The following is a 16,011-nucleotide window of genomic DNA, read 5'->3' on the forward strand; positions in this document are numbered from 1 at the left end:
GACTTACAGGTCTTTAACGGTGCGAACCTGATCCTTGTTGATGCGGGTCTGCTTGCCGTCAAGTTGTTCGAACTCGTAGAAGCCCGAAGCCTTGTCGTATTTAGGGGTGTCGACGGCCTGGATTTCGCGACCGTCATTCAGGGTGATCACTGTAGGCGAAGCGCAACCGGCAAGAGTGGCGAGGCCCAGTGCAAGCATGAGAGCGGCGATGGTCCGTTGAGTCATGAGTTTGTCTCCAAGAGAATTCTTTTAAATTGCTGACCTTGTGACGCGCATGGCGTCGACAAAGTTCCTTGTGCGAGGTTCATTCTGACACGCCGGACCCAGGGTGCAACAGCTCGGGTGTATTCAGGTTGGCCAGGCGTGGGTCGCCAGCTTGGCATTCCAGGCCCACACCGCCCAACTGCAGGAAGATCTTGCGCGGGCTGCGCTCACCGGCGTCCCATGCCTGTTCTACCTGGGTTTTGAGGTGGGTGGGGATGATGCAGATCAAGGGTTCCCAGAATTCACCATGGCGAACCATCACCGGCAGCTGCGGGTTGCGGCGTGCCGCCTCACACAAATCGCCCAACAGTCCTACATCGATGTTGGGGACGTCACACGGCAGTATCAGCAAATGCGCATGGTGCGCGGCGGCCAGGCCCGCGCGGATGCCCGCCAGCGGGCCGGGGAAGTCCGGGCTATCGTCGCTCACCAACTGGTCGGCATACGGCGCGTACTGCTCATGGTTGCGGTTGCACGAGATGATCAGGTCATCGGTCAGAGGGCGCGTCAGGCGCTGCAAATGTGCAACCAGCGGTTGGCCGTGCCAGGGCAGCAGGCCTTTGTCCTGGCCGCCCATACGTTGGCCACGGCCACCGGCCAGCAGCAGGATCGAACAGGGCAGGGGCAAAGAATCAAGCGACATAGTGGTTCCGCTGCGGCAGGCAAATAGGGGCCTGTGATATAACATCGGGCTGTTCATTCGACAACCGGACCAAGCCATGAAAGCCAAGGCTGATGCGCCCTTCGTACCCCTCAATATCGCTGTGCTGACCGTCAGCGACACCCGCACCCTGGACACCGACACCTCCGGCCAGGTCTTCGTCGATCGCCTGACCGCCGCCGGTCACAACCTGGCCGAGCGTGTGCTGCTCAAGGACGACCTGTACAAAATCCGCGCCCAGGTCGCCCACTGGATCGCCGAAGACGTGGTGCAAGTGGTGCTGATCACTGGCGGCACCGGCTTCACCGGGCGCGACAGCACGCCCGAAGCCGTCAGCTGCCTGCTAGACAAGCTCGTCGATGGTTTTGGCGAACTGTTCCGCCAGATCTCCGTGGCCGATATCGGCACCTCCACCGTGCAATCACGCGCGCTGGCCGGCTTGGCCAACGGCACACTGGTGTGCTGCCTGCCGGGCTCGACTAATGCCGTGCGCACCGGTTGGGACGGGATCCTCGCCGAGCAGCTGGATAACCGTCACCGCCCGTGCAACTTTGTGCCGCACCTGAAGCAGGCCGAACCCTGCGAATCACGTGGGTAAGCCTGGCAAGTCCGGTGCACTGATGCCGGTGGAACAAGCGCTGCAGCAACTACTGGACATGGCTGAAGCAACACCGATTCGCGAGCACGACGTGCAGCCCTTGGCCGAGTGTGATGGCCGCGTATTGGCGCAAGATTTGGTCTCCACCCTCGACCTGCCGCCTTGGCCCAACAGCGCCATGGACGGCTACGCCTTGCAGCTGTCGGACTGGACCGGCGAGCCGCTGCCCGTCAGCCAGCGCATCTTCGCCGGCCAGGCACCGCAGCCACTGGCGGCTGGCACCTGCGCGCGCATCTTTACCGGCGCGCCCGTGCCCGAAGGCGCCGATTGCGTGGAGATGCAGGAAAACGCCGTGGTCCACGCCGACGACCGCGTGAGCTTCACCGAGCGTTTGCGGGCCGGCCAAAACATCCGCCCCCAGGGCCAGGAAACCACGGTCGGCGAGTTGGTGTTAAACGCCGGCACCCGCCTGGGCCCGATAGAGCTGGGCCTGGCAGCCTCCCTCGGGCATGCCTGTTTAAGTGTGGTGCGCCGCGTGCGCGTGGCCGTGCTGTCCACCGGTGACGAACTCATCGAACCCGGCCTGCCGCTGGGGCCGGGGCAGATCTACAACAGCAACCGGCGTGTGTTGTGCAGTTGGCTTGTGCGCATGGGGTGTGAAGTGATCGATGCCGGGATTCTTCCGGATGACCTGGAAAAGACCCGCACACGCCTGACCAGCCTGGGCAGTGTCGACCTGATCCTGTCCACCGGCGGTGTCTCGGTAGGCGAGGCGGACTTCCTCGGCATCGCCCTGCGCGAAGAGGGCGAACTGGCCCTGTGGAAACTTGCGATCAAGCCAGGCAAACCGTTGACCTTCGGGCACTTTCGCGGTGTGCCGGTGATCGGCCTGCCCGGCAACCCGGCGTCGACCCTGGTGACCTTTGCACTGCTGGCCCGGCCTTATCTGCTGCGCCGCCAGGGCGTGCAAGATGTGGCGCCGCTGCGGTTTGAAGTGCCGGTGGGGTTTGTATGGCCCCGGCCGGGTAACCGTCGCGAGTACCTGCGTGGTCGTATCGAGCAGGGCCGGGCGATTATCTACCGCAACCAGAGCTCCGGCGTGCTGCGCAGCGCGGCGTGGGCCGAAGGGTTTGTGGAGGTGTTGGAGGGCACGACACTCGAGATTGGCGACCGCGTCAATTTCATTCCCTTGAGTGAAGTCCTGAACTAGACACCTTTCAAAAGTGTGGGAGCGGGCTTGCTCGCGAAGGCGGTGTGTCAGTCAACCCAGGTGTGACTGACACACCGCCTTCGCGAGCAAGCCCGCTCCCACATTTGATTTGTGTACATCTGATAACACTCAGTAATCATCCCCACGCTCAGTCACATCCCGCTCCACCGGCTCGGCATTCGGGTCATAGCCCACCGGGAATTTACCCTTGAGCGTCCACGCGAACGCAATAATCTCGGCCACCGTGCGGTACAGCTCCTCGGGGATGCTGTCGCCCAATTCCATGCGCGCCAGCAGTTTCACCAGTTCGGCATTCTCATAGATCGGCACTTCATTTTCCCGCGCCAACTTCAAAATGGCTTCGGCCAAGGCATCGTCGCCTTTGGCCGTCAGGGTCGGCGCTTGCTGGCCGTCGTACTTGAGGGCAATCGCCTGGCGTGGCGGAAGGGAGTTTTTCATGCGGTTTCATCCACCCAGCGTTGCTCCAATCCGGTTCGTGGCCCGCGTGGCGGCGTGCCGAGGTGGCAGTCCAGGTCGCCGACATTGATACCCGAAGTCACCAGACGCTCGCGCAAGCTGCCCAAGTGGCTTTCAATCAGGCTGGCCGTAAACGGGCGCGAGGCCCACAGTTGGCTGGACAATTTGCCCTGAGTCAGTTGCGCCTGCACCTGCAACGGCCCCAGCGGCTCCATGTCGAAGGCCAGCTCGACGCGCCAGAGCATTTGCTTGGGGTCTTTCTTGTCCTTGCGCTCCGGTTGGTCCTTGTCCGGCGACGGTTCTTCACGCTGGAACTTGACCTGCAACGGCACAATGTCCTGCAAGGTGCGCATGGGGATTTCCAGCTGCCAGGTGGTTTGCAGCCGGCCATCGGCGGTGGTGCCGGTTTGCTCCAGGCTCGATAGCTGGTGGCTTTGCAGCCGGGAAATAGCCCCGGCGGCCAGGCGCAGCAGGTTTTCCAGGTCGCCTTCGCCTGCCAGCTTGGCCATCAGCCGGTCCGGCAGCGGAAACCCTGCCGGGGCTTGCCGTGCGCCGATCTGGCCGAGGGTGCTGAGCGGGTTGCGGACGAAATTGGGCAGTACCTGGGCCAGCGTATTGGCGGCGAGGATGGCATTCAGATTCGTCGCGGCGGGCAGGGCCGGCAATAGATCGGCAACCAGGCGCAGCAGGGCGCCCTTCATGTCCAGAGGCGGAATTTGCGGGTCTTGCCCTGCGAGCAATTTGGCCTCAAGAAACACGCCGCTACTCTGTACCAACTGCGCCAGCACCTTGGGGTTGCTGACTTGCGCCAGGTCGGGCAGGGCGTTGAGCAAGCGCGCGGCGGCGGCGCGCAGGTCGCTGGAGGTGGTGTCGTCGGCGGGCAGGCTTTGCAGCGCGGTGAACAGCACATCCAGCGAGCCTTGGCGGCTTTGCTGGGTCGACAGTTGTTGCGTCACGGCCAACTGATCCTTGAACCCGCTCAATGGCACGAAATTCAGGCTTTGCGCATTCTGCACTACGGCGCTGAGCAAGCTGCCGACCCGCAGCGGCTGCGGGCTTTCCAGGCTCAGCGTGGTGCCGGCCAGGGCGTTATTGAGTACGCTGACCAGCGAGCGATAGATCGCCGGTTGCGCGGTGCCTTGCGGCAGCATCTGGGTGGTCAGCACCTTGGCCTGCAACAGCGTGCCCACCGGTATTTGCGTGGTGTCGATGCGGGTCAGGGCGGCCACATTGGCGCTCAAGGCTTGTTGCAAGCTGATGGTCAGGTTACCGGTCGGCGTCTGGCTGACGGCCACGTTGCTGCCCAGCGGCAACGGCTGGGCACTGCTGGCCTGTACCAAGGTCTGGCGGCCGCCTTCGAGGGTCAACTTGAGCAACAGCTGAAACGCATCGCCGCCTTGTTTAAGCGCAATCACCTCGGCGTTGACGGTTTTCCCAGGGTCGATCAGGCCGGTCTGCGGCTCCAGCAGTTTCAACAACTCGCCGGTCGGCGGCAGCGGGGCAGGCCCGGGCGTCGGTGCTGGCGGCAGCGTAGGAAGGTTGATCTCACCGGTCATCGTGCGCGTCGTCTCTGGGGAAATTGCCCTCTTTAGAGTAGGGCATCACATGTATAATGCCGCCCGTCTGCAAAGAGAGCGGTAAAAACCTCACAACTATTTGATCCAGCTCTCTAAAATCGGTCGCCAAAGCCGTTATTGTGCATTTCTCTATAACGGCCGCTGCACCGCCGACTTGAACCGTAAAGGCCCGCGATCTTTTGACCAGCCCTCTTCTAGAAGCCGTAGCGCTTGCCTGTGAACGCGACCTGCGCCTGCTGTTCGAGCATCTCGAACTGCGGCTGGCGGGCGGCGACATGGTGCAGATCAGCGGCCCCAACGGCAGCGGCAAGACCAGTTTGCTGCGCCTGCTGGCCGGTTTGATGCAGCCGACGGCCGGTGAGGTTCGACTCAACGGCAAGCCCCTCAACGAACAACGCACCGAGCTTGCGCGCAACCTGATCTGGATCGGCCACGCCGCCGGCATCAAGGACGTGCTCACGCCGGAAGAAAACCTCAGCTGGCTCAGCGCCCTGCATCATCCGGCGCCCCGCGATGCCATCTGGCAGGCACTCGCCGCGGTCGGCCTCAAAGGCTTCGAAGACGTTCCCTGCCATACCTTGTCCGCCGGCCAGCAGCGCCGCGTGGCACTGGCACGCTTGTATCTGCCTGGCCCGCCGCTGTGGATTCTCGACGAACCCTTCACCGCGCTCGACAAGCAGGGCGTCGCCCAGCTCGAAGAACACTTGGCCCAGCACTGTGAACAGGGTGGCTTGGTGCTGCTCACCACTCACCACACGCTGGCGCGCAGGCCCGCCGGTTACCGCGACCTGGATTTAGGGCGGTGGTCGGCATGAGCGTCTTTGCGCTGTTAGTTGCCCGTGAAGCCCGCCTGTTGTGCCGTCGCCCGGCCGAATTGGCCAACCCTTTGGTATTTTTCGCCATCGTCATCGCGCTGTTCCCGCTGGCAGTCGGCCCCGAGACTAAACTGTTGCAAACCTTGTCCCCAGGATTGGTGTGGGTAGCGGCGCTTTTATCGGTCTTGCTCTCGCTGGACGGGCTGTTTCGCAGTGATTTCGAAGACGGCTCCCTCGAACAGTGGGTCCTTTCGTCGCACCCCTTGCCACTTCTGGTACTGGCCAAGGTGCTGGCACACTGGGTTTTTTCCGGCTTGGCGCTAGTATTGCTCTCGCCGCTGCTGGCGATGATGCTCGGCTTGCCCGTTGAGTGCCTGCCGGTGTTGCTCCTGTCCTTGTTACTCGGTACGCCGGTGCTCAGCCTGTTGGGGGCGGTGGGCGCAGCGTTGACCGTCGGTTTGAAGCGGGGCGGCCTGTTGCTGGCCCTGCTGATTCTGCCTTTGTACATCCCGGTGTTGATCCTGGGCAGCGGTGCCTTGCAGGCCGCGCTCATGGGCATGCCGGCGACCGGTTACCTCCTGTGGCTTGGCAGCCTGACCGCCCTGGCGGTAACCCTGACACCCTTTGCTATAGCGGCTGGCCTGAAGATCAGCGTCGGCGAATAATGAGGTCTGGCCAAGAGTTATGTCTTGGCCAGTAAAGACCCTGAGCTTTGCGCAATGACGCACAGCCACCGTGATGGAAACAGCAATGAACTGGACCTGGTTTCACAAGCTCGGCTCGCCCAAATGGTTTTACGGCATCAGCGGCAAGCTGCTGCCGTGGTTGAGCGTCGCCGCCATTTTGCTGATCGGCATCGGCCTGGTCTGGGGCCTGGCCTTCGCGCCGCCGGACTACCAGCAAGGCAACAGCTTTCGCATCATCTATATCCACGTGCCCGCCGCCATGCTGGCCCAATCCTGCTATGTGATGCTGGCCGTGTGCGGCATCGTCGGCCTGGTGTGGAAGATGAAACTGGCCGACGTAGCCCTGCAATGCGCCGCGCCCATCGGCGCATGGATGACCGCCGTGGCGCTGGTCACCGGCGCGATCTGGGGCAAACCGACCTGGGGTTCATGGTGGGTGTGGGACGCGCGGCTCACTTCCATGCTGATCCTGCTGTTCCTGTACTTCGGCCTCATCGCCCTGGGCAACGCGATCAGCAACCGCGACAGCGCGGCCAAGGCCTGCGCGGTGCTGGCCATCGTCGGCGTGATCAACATCCCGATCATCAAGTACTCGGTGGAGTGGTGGAACACCCTGCACCAGGGCGCCACCTTTACTCTCACCGAAAAACCGGCGATGCCCGTGGAAATGTGGGCGCCGCTGCTGCTGATGGTGCTGGGGTTCTACTGCTTCTTTGGCGCCGTATTGCTGATGCGCATGCGCCTCGAAGTGCTCAAGCGTGAAGCCCGCACCAGCTGGGTCAAGGCCGAAGTGCAAAACAGCCTGGGAGCCCGCGCATGAGCTTTAACTCGTTCAGTGAATTTCTCGCCATGGGCCATCACGGCCTGTATGTCTGGACGGCCTATGGCATCTGCCTGGCGGTGCTGGCCCTCAACGTCGCCGCGCCGATCCTGGCCCGCAAGCGTTACCTGCAACAAGAGGCGCGTCGTTTGCGCCGGGAGACCGATAAGTGAATCCGCTGCGTAGAAAGCGTCTGTTGATCATCCTTGCCATCATGGCCGGCGTCGGCATTGCCGTGACCCTGGCCCTGAGCGCCTTGCAGCAGAACATCAACCTGTTCTACACCCCGACCCAGATCGCCAATGGCGAAGCGCCTGTCGACACGCGCATCCGCGCTGGCGGCATGGTCGAGAAGGGCTCCTTGAAGCGTTCCGGTGATTCCCTCGACGTGACCTTTGTGGTCACCGACTTCAACAAAGCCGTGACCATCACCTATCGCGGCATCCTCCCGGACCTGTTCCGCGAAGGCCAGGGCATCGTCGCCCTTGGCAAACTCAACGCCGACGGCGTGGTGGTGGCCGATGAAGTGCTGGCCAAGCACGATGAGAAATACATGCCGCCGGAAGTGACCAAGGCGTTGAAAGACAGCGGCCAATCGGCCCCAGCACCTGCCAAGGAGGGCTAAGCCATGACGTCCGCACTGTTTATTCCGGAGCTGGGCCAGTTGGCGATGATCCTCGCCCTGTGCTTCGCCATCGTCCAGGCCGTGGTGCCATTACTCGGTGCCTGGCGCGGTGACCGCCTGTGGATGAGCCTGGCGCAGCCGGCCGCCTGGGGCCAGTTTGCCTTTTTGGTGTTCGCCTTTGGCTGCCTGACCTATGCCTTTATGACCGACGACTTTTCCGTCGCCTACGTCGCCAATAACTCCAACAGCGCGCTGCCTTGGTACTACAAGTTCAGCGCCGTGTGGGGCGCCCACGAAGGTTCGTTGCTGCTGTGGGCGTTGATCCTCGGGGGCTGGACCTTTGCCGTGTCGGTGTTCTCGCGCCAACTGCCGCAAGTCATGCTGGCCCGCGTGTTGGCGGTGATGGGCATGATCAGCATCGGCTTCCTGCTGTTTTTGATCATGACCTCCAACCCGTTCACGCGCATCTTGCCGCAGATCCCGGCGAACGGGCATGACCTCAACCCGTTGCTGCAGGACATTGGCCTGATCGTGCACCCGCCGATGCTCTACATGGGCTACGTCGGTTTCTCCGTGGCCTTTGCGTTTGCCATCGCCGCCTTGCTCGGCGGGCGCCTCGATGCGGCCTGGGCGCGCTGGTCGCGGCCGTGGACCATCGTCGCCTGGGCGTTCCTCGGTATCGGTATCACCCTCGGTTCGTGGTGGGCCTACTATGAACTCGGCTGGGGCGGCTGGTGGTTCTGGGACCCGGTGGAAAACGCTTCGTTCATGCCTTGGCTGGTCGGCACCGCTTTGATTCACTCGCTGGCGGTCACCGAAAAACGCGGCGTGTTCAAAAGCTGGACGGTGTTGCTGGCCATCGCCGCATTTTCCCTCAGCCTGCTGGGTACTTTCCTGGTGCGTTCGGGCGTGCTGACCTCGGTGCATGCGTTTGCGTCCGACCCGGAGCGCGGCGTATTCATCCTGATCTTCCTGCTGTTTGTAGTCGGCGGCTCGCTGACCCTGTTTGCGCTGCGCGCGCCGGTGGTGAAGAGCCAGGTCGGCTTCAACCTGTGGTCGCGTGAAACCCTGTTGCTGGGCAATAACCTGGTATTGGTGGTGGCCGCGTCGATGATCCTGCTCGGCACCCTGTACCCCTTGGTGCTGGACGCTCTGAGCGGCGCCAAGCTGTCCGTCGGCCCGCCGTACTTCAACGCGTTGTTTATCCCGTTGATGGGCCTGTTGATGGTGGTCATGGCCGTGGGTGTGCTGGTGCGTTGGAAAGACACGCCGGTGAAATGGCTGGCCGGCATGCTGATGCCGGTGCTGCTGGGCAGCGTGGCCTTGGCGGTGATCGCCGGGTTTGCCTATGGCGATTTCAACTGGGCGGTGCTCGCTACCTTCCTGCTCGCCGCCTGGGTATTGCTGGCCGGTGTGCGCGATATCTTCGACAAGACCCGCCACAAAGGCCTGATCAAAGGTCTGCCAACATTGACCCGCAGCTACTGGGGCATGCAGGTCGCCCACATCGGCATCGCCGTGTGTGCCCTTGGCGTGGTGCTGTCCAGCCAGAACAGCGCCGAGCGCGACCTGCGCCTGGCGCCGGGTGAGTCCATGGACCTGGCCGGTTACCACTTTATCTTCGAAGGCGCCAAGCACTTCGAAGGCCCGAACTTCACGTCCGACAAAGGCACGGTGCGTGTGGTGCGCAACGGCAAGGAAGTGGCCGTGTTGCACCCGGAAAAACGCCTGTACACCGTACAAAGTTCGATGATGACCGAAGCGGGTATCGACGCCGGTTTCACCCGCGACCTGTATGTGGCGCTGGGTGAGCCGTTGGGCGACGGCGCCTGGGCGGTGCGCGTGCATGTAAAACCGTTCGTGCGCTGGATCTGGTTCGGCGGTTTGCTCACCGGTTTCGGCGGGTTACTCGCCGCGCTGGATCGGCGTTATCGGGTCAAGGTCAAAAGCCGGGTGCGTGAAGCCCTCGGCCTGCAAGGAGCGGCGGCATGAAGCGTTGGTTGATGGTGTTGCCACTGGCGGCCTTTCTGGTGATGGCAGTGTTTTTGTATCGTGGCTTGTACCTGGACCCGGCCGAGTTGCCTTCGGCGATGATCGGCAAACCCTTCCCGGCGTTCAGCCTGCCGACGGTACAGGGCGATAAAACCCTGACCCAGGCCGACCTGCTGGGCAAACCGGCGCTGGTCAACGTGTGGGGCACCTGGTGCATCTCCTGCCGCGTCGAGCACCCGGTGCTCAACAAGTTGGCCGAGCAGGGCGTGGTGATCTACGGCATCAACTACAAGGACGACAATGCGGCGGCCTTGAAGTGGCTGGCCGAGTTCCATAACCCTTACCAGTTGGATATCCGCGATGAGGACGGCAACCTGGGCCTCAACCTCGGCGTGTACGGCGCGCCGGAAACCTTCTTTATCGATGCCAAGGGTGTGATCCGCGACAAGTACGTCGGCGTGATCGACGAAGTGGTCTGGCGCGAGCAACTGGCCGCCAAGTACCAGGCGCTGGTCGATGAGGCCAAACCATGAAGCGTCTGTTAGCCGCTGCTGTTTTGGCGCTTGGACTGGTTGGCGTCGCCCATGCGGCCATCGACACCTACGAATTCGCCAAGGACGGTGACCGCGAGCGTTTCCGCGAACTGACCAAGGAACTGCGCTGCCCCAAATGCCAGAACCAGGACATCGCCGACTCCAACGCCCCGATCGCCGCTGACCTGCGCAAAGAGATCTTCCGCATGCTGGGGGAGGGCAAGGACAACCAGCAGATCATCGACTTCATGGTCGACCGCTACGGTGATTTCGTGCGCTACAAACCGGCCCTCACCGGTAAGACCGCGCTGCTCTGGTTCGGCCCCGCCGGGCTGTTGCTGGCCGGTGTGGTGGTGATGGCCGTGATCGTGCGCCGCCGCCGCGCCGCGCCTACTGATGGTTCCGATGCGCTCTCCCCGGATGAACGCAAACGCCTCGACCAATTGCTGGACACCAAGACTGATGATTGATTTTTGGCTCGCAGCAGGGTTGCTGCTCCTGATTGCCCTGAGTTTCCTGTTGATCCCTGTACTGCGCGGCCGCCGTGCCCAGCGTGAAGAGGATCGCACCGCACTGAACGTGGCGCTCTACCAGGAACGCGTGGCTGAGCTGCAAGTGCAGCAGGACGAAGGTGTGCTGAATGCCGCGCAACTCGACACCGGCCGTGCCGAGGCTGCGCGTGAATTGTTGGCCGACACTGAAGGCGTAGAAAAGCCGCGTGAATCGCGCCTGGGCAAACCACTGCCGTTTTTGGCCGCGTTTCTCGTGCCGGTCCTGGGCGTTGCGCTGTACCTGCATTACGGGGCGAGCGACAAGGTCGAACTGACCCGCGAATTTTCCCAGCCGCCGGTGTCGATGCAAGACATGACCCGCCGCCTGGAGCGCGCCGCCGCCGCCCAGCCGGACTCGGCGGAAGGCTTGTACTTCCTCGGCCGCGCCTACATGGCTCAGGACCGTTCGGCCGATGCCGCCAAGATCTTCGAACGCACTGTCGCACTCGCCGGGCGCCAGCCCGAACTGCTCGGCCAATGGGCGCAGGCGCAGTACTTTGCCGACAACAAACAATGGTCGCCCAAGGTGCAGGCGCTGACCGATGAAGCCTTGAAGCTCGACCCCAAAGAAGTCACCAGCCTTGGCCTGCTGGGTATCGCCGCCTTTGAAGGCCAGCGTTATCAGGAAGCCATCGATTACTGGAACCGCCTGTTGGCGCAGTTGCCAGCGGAAGACAACTCCCGGGTCGCGCTGCAAGGCGGTATCGACCGCGCGGCCGAGAAGCTCAAGGAAAGCGGTGGCACGGTGGCGGCAAAAACCGTGATGAAAGTCCGCGTGGACCTGGCACCTGAGGTGAAGGCCAAAGCCCTGCCCACCGACAGCGTGTTTATCTTCGCTCGTGCGGTAAACGGCCCACCGGCGCCGTTGGCGGCCAAGCGCGTCACCGTGGCTGAACTGCCGGTCACCGTCGAACTGGGCGATGCGGACGCAATGATGCCGCAGTTGAAACTGTCGAACTTCCCCGAAGTCCAACTGGTTGCGCGCATATCCCGGGCCGGTCAACCGACCACTGGCGAGTGGATCGGCCGCAGCCAACCCTTGGCCAGCAGCACCACTGCGCTGCAGCAGCTGACCATTGACACTCCGGACAAATAATTCGAGGAAACGCCTATGACCGCATTTGCACGCATCACCCTGCTCAGCCTGGTACTCGGCTTGAGCGCTTGTGCGGTCCATCGGCCTCCCGCGCCCACCGGCCCGACTATCCCGCCGTCTGGCCCGGCGACCCAGCCAAGCACCCAGCCTTCCGGCCCGGTAACGCCGCCGCCGAAGCCGGTGCCAAGCAAATCACCGACCTTCGCCCCACCGCCGGGCGCCGCCAGCCACTGGGACGGCAAGATGCAGGTGTACGTGCTGGACGAACAGCCCGACACCTTCTACCGCCAGCGCACCTACTACCGCTGGAGCAACGGCTGGAGCCGCTCCATCAGCCCGAACGGGCCGTGGGAAGACACCGACATACACGGCGTGCCGCCGGGGTTGAGCAAGCAATACGCGCAATAAAAAAGGCGACCTTTGAAAGGTCGCCTTTTTTATTACTCAACTTGAAACGCAATCCCCTGTGGGAGCTGGCTTGCCTGCGATAGCGGTGTATCCGCTACCCATCTGCCAACTGACCCACCGCTATCGCAGGCAAGCCAGCTCCCACAGTGGATCCCCTTTGATCGTTCGAATTTGATCGTTCCCACGCGCAGCAAAGGAATGCATCCGGTGGCGCTCTGCGTCAGGCCCACTTGGGGACGCAGAGCGTCCCAGGCGGCTTTCCCACGCAGAGCGTGGGAACGAGCATCGCCTCAGCCATCAGGCCACGGGGCACTCCCGATTCAGCGCTTGATCCACCAGCAGCTGCGCAATCTCAACCATCTGCACCACCGCCAGCACCTGCTTGCGGCTTGATCCATCCAAATGCTCGGCACAGTCGTAGGCACACACCGTCGCCGATTCCAGCATTTCGCTGGCATTACTCAAGGCAACTTCGGTGCTGAGGCCGGGGCGGACGGAGAAGATGAGGTTCTTTGTGGCTTGTGAGGTTTCATCCGGGGTAGACGATATTGGATTAGGCGTTACTTTTTTCATACGGATACTCCGTGAGTTATGAAAAAAGCGCTCACTTCTGTGGGCGCTAATGCGCCTGGATCATTCGGGCTTCCACACCCGGTCGTTGATTTTGCAACGACTCGAGAAGGTTAGCGGTGGGCTTTGCTCGGACGCAACCCGAAAACTTTGTAGGGCATGTCCTAACAAGAGGGCAGCTAAAGAGGGTGAGCCATACGCAGGTTGGTCGACCGGGGAATGGGAAACCCGGCAGGGCTTGGCCCTCCTGCGTATGACTCGGTCCATATAATGCAGAGCGGTTAAATGATTAAGCGTAGGGAAAGCCTTGTTCAGCTTTCGTTATCACCAAGCCTTTTTATCAATGTAGTCAGCGCGCCCTTAAAGATTGGGTGCCATTCATGGGTAAGTTCACTGCTCAATGGGTGCCAGAAAAATCGAAATTCATGACCTCCATCATCTTCAGCAAAATGGGTCCAGGTATCCGCAAGCTCTACCGAAGCCTGGCATTGGTGAAAAGCCCAGGTATGGCCGGTGTTCTCTGAATACCAGGTGCCCAAGCTCCGTATTACGCGGCCGTTTATTCCGGACTCTTCGCGCAGTTCTCGGATGGCGGCGGCCTCTGTGGTTTCGCCTGGCTTTACGCTGCCCTTGACCAGTTGGAAACCGGCAAGGGGGTGTTCGAAGGCCAGGATTTCCAAAGTCTGTCTTGTTCGCAGGACGATGGGGCAAGCCTTGGCGATGATCATTGAGGTTTGTCTTCCATGTTTTGGGACAATTTATATGGGCGTGAAGCAATAGATCGTTCCCACGCTCCGCGTGGTAATGCATCCCGTGACGCTCTGCGTCACCCCTGCGCAGGGTTCGGGACGCAGAGCGTCCCAGGCGGCATTCCCACGCAGAGCGTGGGAACGATCGGTCATCGCAGGAGCACTGAATACCTTAAGGCAAGCCCATCCCCTGTGGCGAGCAGGCTTGCCCTGCGTTGGGCTGCGAAGCGGCCCTGAAACCTGAGGACGCGTTCTGCCTGAATAAGCGCGGTAGTCTTATTGGGGCTGCTGCGCAGCCCAACGCAGGGCAAGCCTGCTCGCCACAACAAGACCTCTCAGGGTCGCATCCAACCTTTCACAAAACCTTCATCAAACCGCCGCCCGCCAGTCATGTGCAAGTAATAGCACTGACACCTCCCGCGCCTACTGTCGTTTGAACTCAACCGCAGCCCTTGTGTGGCTGTTCAAACCAGACAGAGAAGCCCATGACTCACGCTATCCATGTCGATCACTTGAACAAGACCTTTGCGAAGAAATCCGCATTGGTCGACCTCGAACTCACCATTGCATCCGGTGAGATGGTCGCGCTGATTGGCGCTTCCGGTTCCGGCAAGTCCACGCTGTTGCGCCATTTGGCCGGCCTGGCCTGTTGCGACAAGAGCAACGGCGGCAGCGTCAAGGTCTTGGGCCGGGAGGTGCAGGCCAGTGGGCGCTTGAATGGCAAGGTGCGGCGGTTGCGCGCAGACATCGGCTACATCTTCCAGCAGTTCAACCTGGTCAACCGCCTGAGCGTGCTCGACAACGTACTGCTCGGTTGCCTGGGCCGCATGCCGCGCTGGCGCGGCAACCTGGGTTTGTTCAATGCCGAGGAAAAGGCGTTTGCCCTCGAATCCCTCGCCCGCGTGGGCTTGGCCGACCTGGCCGGGCAGCGTGCCTCGACCTTGTCCGGCGGCCAGCAGCAGCGTGTGGCGATTGCCCGTGCATTGACCCAGCGCGCCGAAGTCATCCTCGCCGATGAGCCGATTGCCTCGCTGGACCCGGAGTCGGCGCGCAAGGTCATGGAGATCCTCGCTGACATCAACCGCCGCGACGGCAAGACCGTGGTGGTGACCCTGCATCAAGTCGATTACGCCATGCGTTATTGCCCGCGTGCCGTGGCCCTTAAAGGTGGGCGCATTCATTTCGACGGGCAGGGCAGCGCCATGAGCAGCCAGTTCCTCAACGATTTGTACGGTGCCGACGTCGACACCAGCCTGATGTTTTCCGACCAGACCCGCACAGCCGTCGCCACGCCTCGGCTGGCCATGGCGCGCGCTTGAAACCCAACTCACGACCCACAGGAATCCCGTCCATGTTGAACCGTATCGGCCAAGTGTTTCTGTCTGCGGTGTTGCTGGCCGGCGCCGCCATGGGCACTGCCCAGGCCGCCGACAAAGCCATCAACTTCGGCATCATGTCCACCGAGTCTTCGCAGAACCTCAAGAGTGTGTGGCAGCCGTTTCTGGATGACATGCAGAAGAAGACCGGCCTGATCATCAACGCCACCTTCGCCTCCGACTACGCCGGGTTGATCCAGGGCATGCGCTTTAACAAAGTCGACGTGGCCTGGCTGGGTAACAAGGCGGCGATGGAAGCGGTGGACCGTTCCAACGGCGAAATCTTCGCCCAGACCGCCGCCGCCAACGGCGCCGCCGGTTACTGGAGCGTGCTGATCGTGCGCAAGGACAGCCCGATCAACAACGTCGACGACATGCTCAAGAACGCCAAGAACCTGACCTTCGGCAACGGTGACCCGAACTCCACCTCGGGTTACCTGGTACCGGGCTACTACGTGTTCGCCAAGAACCATGTGGATGCCGCCACCGCGTTCAAACGCACGCTTAACTCCAGCCATGAAGTCAACGCACTCAGCGTGGCTAAGGGGCAGTTGGACGTGGCCACCTTCAACACCGAAAGCTGGGACCGCCTGGAAGTCACCCAGCCGGACAAAGCCGCAATGCTCAAGGTGATCTGGAAATCGCCGCTGATCCCGGCCGACCCGATGGTGTGGAGCAAGGCGCTGACGGACAGCGAGAAAACCAAGATCCGTGATTTCTTCGCCCACTACGGCGACACCGACGAAGAGAAGGCGGTGCTGAAGAACATGCAACTGGGCAAGTTCCTCGCCTCCAACGACGACCAGCTGTTGCCGATCCGCCAGCTTGAACTGTTCAAGCAGCGCACCACCATCAATGCAGACGACAAGCTTGAGGCGGCCGACAAAGCCAAGAAGCTCGCCGATATCGACGCCGACCTGGCCAAGCTGCAACAGCGCATCTCCGAGCTGGACAAGAAGACCGCGGCAAACGGCTAACCCCTGTGGGAGCTGGCTTGCCTGCG

At 62.0% G+C, this 16,011-nt stretch carries 20 protein-coding genes; 14 read left to right on the forward strand and 6 right to left on the reverse strand.

Annotation, left to right across the window (positions count from 1 at the left end; genetic code table 11):
- Positions 1–3: 3 nt before the first annotated feature.
- A complete protein-coding gene (locus K0H48_RS15260; RefSeq protein ID WP_017136187.1) occupies positions 4–225 on the reverse strand; it encodes a YgdI/YgdR family lipoprotein in 222 nt (73 codons plus the stop codon).
- A 79-nt stretch (positions 226–304) separates the two neighbouring features.
- Positions 305–907, reverse strand: coding sequence for a molybdenum cofactor guanylyltransferase MobA (gene mobA, locus K0H48_RS15265; RefSeq protein WP_219268106.1), 603 nt, complete (start codon positions 905–907; stop codon positions 305–307).
- 76 nt (positions 908–983) lie between these two features.
- Here mobA and moaB point away from each other — a divergent pair, with 76 nt between their 5' ends.
- Positions 984–1,523: a molybdenum cofactor biosynthesis protein B gene (moaB, locus tag K0H48_RS15270; protein WP_138816073.1), complete on the forward strand. Its 540-nt coding sequence runs from the start codon at positions 984–986 to the stop codon at positions 1,521–1,523.
- Between the two features lie 22 nt (positions 1,524–1,545).
- Positions 1,546–2,733, forward strand: a complete 1,188-nt coding sequence (glp, locus tag K0H48_RS15275) for a gephyrin-like molybdotransferase Glp (RefSeq protein ID WP_219268107.1) — start codon at positions 1,546–1,548, stop codon at positions 2,731–2,733.
- 129 nt (positions 2,734–2,862) lie between these two features.
- Here glp and K0H48_RS15280 read toward each other — a convergent pair whose 3' ends face one another.
- Both K0H48_RS15280 and K0H48_RS15285 read right to left on the reverse strand, forming a co-directional pair.
- Complete coding sequence (locus K0H48_RS15280) at positions 2,863–3,192, reverse strand: EscU/YscU/HrcU family type III secretion system export apparatus switch protein (protein WP_056857152.1); 330 nt, start codon at positions 3,190–3,192, stop codon at positions 2,863–2,865.
- Entirely contained in the window at positions 3,189–4,766 is a 1,578-nt protein-coding gene (locus tag K0H48_RS15285; RefSeq protein ID WP_219268108.1) for a flagellar hook-length control protein FliK, read from the reverse strand. Before K0H48_RS15285 ends, K0H48_RS15280 begins: the two co-directional genes overlap by 4 nt.
- 200 nt (positions 4,767–4,966) lie before the next feature.
- Here K0H48_RS15285 and ccmA point away from each other — a divergent pair, with 200 nt between their 5' ends.
- The 10 genes from ccmA to K0H48_RS15335 all read left to right on the forward strand — a co-directional run bounded on the left by ccmA (position 4,967) and on the right by K0H48_RS15335 (position 12,313).
- Positions 4,967–5,602 carry a cytochrome c biogenesis heme-transporting ATPase CcmA gene (ccmA, locus tag K0H48_RS15290; protein WP_138451781.1) on the forward strand — a complete coding sequence of 212 codons (636 nt, stop codon included), beginning with the start codon at positions 4,967–4,969 and terminating at the stop codon, positions 5,600–5,602.
- A complete protein-coding gene (gene ccmB, locus K0H48_RS15295; protein ID WP_014717701.1) occupies positions 5,599–6,267 on the forward strand; it encodes a heme exporter protein CcmB in 669 nt (222 codons plus the stop codon). Before ccmA ends, ccmB begins: the two co-directional genes overlap by 4 nt.
- An 85-nt stretch (positions 6,268–6,352) precedes the next feature.
- Complete coding sequence (locus tag K0H48_RS15300) at positions 6,353–7,108, forward strand: heme ABC transporter permease (RefSeq protein WP_219268109.1); 756 nt, start codon at positions 6,353–6,355, stop codon at positions 7,106–7,108.
- Positions 7,105–7,281, forward strand: a complete 177-nt coding sequence (gene ccmD, locus K0H48_RS15305) for a heme exporter protein CcmD (protein ID WP_159955052.1) — start codon at positions 7,105–7,107, stop codon at positions 7,279–7,281. Before K0H48_RS15300 ends, ccmD begins: the two co-directional genes overlap by 4 nt.
- Entirely contained in the window at positions 7,278–7,733 is a 456-nt protein-coding gene (gene ccmE, locus K0H48_RS15310) for a cytochrome c maturation protein CcmE (protein ID WP_017136197.1), read from the forward strand. The genes ccmD and ccmE overlap by 4 nt, the downstream gene beginning before the upstream one ends.
- Positions 7,734–7,736: 3 nt before the next feature.
- The gene (locus K0H48_RS15315) at positions 7,737–9,725 is read left to right on the forward strand and encodes a heme lyase CcmF/NrfE family subunit (RefSeq protein ID WP_056857148.1); all 1,989 of its coding nucleotides are present in this window, start codon (positions 7,737–7,739) and stop codon (positions 9,723–9,725) included.
- Positions 9,722–10,258: a DsbE family thiol:disulfide interchange protein gene (locus tag K0H48_RS15320; protein WP_219268110.1), complete on the forward strand. Its 537-nt coding sequence runs from the start codon at positions 9,722–9,724 to the stop codon at positions 10,256–10,258. Before K0H48_RS15315 ends, K0H48_RS15320 begins: the two co-directional genes overlap by 4 nt.
- Positions 10,255–10,728, forward strand: a complete 474-nt coding sequence (locus K0H48_RS15325; RefSeq protein WP_017136200.1) for a cytochrome c-type biogenesis protein — start codon at positions 10,255–10,257, stop codon at positions 10,726–10,728. Before K0H48_RS15320 ends, K0H48_RS15325 begins: the two co-directional genes overlap by 4 nt.
- On the forward strand, positions 10,721–11,905 hold the full coding sequence (ccmI, locus tag K0H48_RS15330) for a c-type cytochrome biogenesis protein CcmI (RefSeq protein ID WP_219268111.1): 1,185 nt from the start codon (positions 10,721–10,723) through the stop codon (positions 11,903–11,905). The genes K0H48_RS15325 and ccmI overlap by 8 nt, the downstream gene beginning before the upstream one ends.
- Before the next feature lie 15 nt (positions 11,906–11,920).
- Positions 11,921–12,313 (forward strand): hypothetical protein, encoded by a 393-nt coding sequence (locus tag K0H48_RS15335; RefSeq protein WP_200432735.1) that lies wholly within the window; start codon positions 11,921–11,923, stop codon positions 12,311–12,313.
- 297 nt (positions 12,314–12,610) lie between these two features.
- Here the strand turns inward: K0H48_RS15335 and K0H48_RS15340 are convergent, their stop codons facing one another.
- Both K0H48_RS15340 and K0H48_RS15345 read right to left on the reverse strand, forming a co-directional pair.
- Complete coding sequence (locus tag K0H48_RS15340) at positions 12,611–12,886, reverse strand: DUF6124 family protein (RefSeq protein ID WP_219268112.1); 276 nt, start codon at positions 12,884–12,886, stop codon at positions 12,611–12,613.
- Positions 12,887–13,194: 308 nt separating this feature from the next.
- Complete coding sequence (locus K0H48_RS15345; RefSeq protein WP_219268113.1) at positions 13,195–13,611, reverse strand: NUDIX domain-containing protein; 417 nt, start codon at positions 13,609–13,611, stop codon at positions 13,195–13,197.
- Between the two features lie 506 nt (positions 13,612–14,117).
- Here K0H48_RS15345 and phnC point away from each other — a divergent pair.
- Positions 14,118–14,951, forward strand: coding sequence for a phosphonate ABC transporter ATP-binding protein (gene phnC / locus K0H48_RS15350; RefSeq protein ID WP_219268114.1), 834 nt, complete (start codon positions 14,118–14,120; stop codon positions 14,949–14,951).
- A gap of 32 nt (positions 14,952–14,983) precedes the next feature.
- Positions 14,984–15,985 carry a phosphonate ABC transporter substrate-binding protein gene (gene phnD, locus K0H48_RS15355; RefSeq protein ID WP_219268115.1) on the forward strand — a complete coding sequence of 334 codons (1,002 nt, stop codon included), beginning with the start codon at positions 14,984–14,986 and terminating at the stop codon, positions 15,983–15,985.
- Positions 15,986–16,011 lie beyond the last annotated feature (26 nt).

This window comes from Pseudomonas sp. Xaverov 259 (assembly GCF_019352915.1).
In the GTDB taxonomy this organism is placed as follows: Bacteria; Pseudomonadota; Gammaproteobacteria; order Pseudomonadales; family Pseudomonadaceae; genus Aquipseudomonas.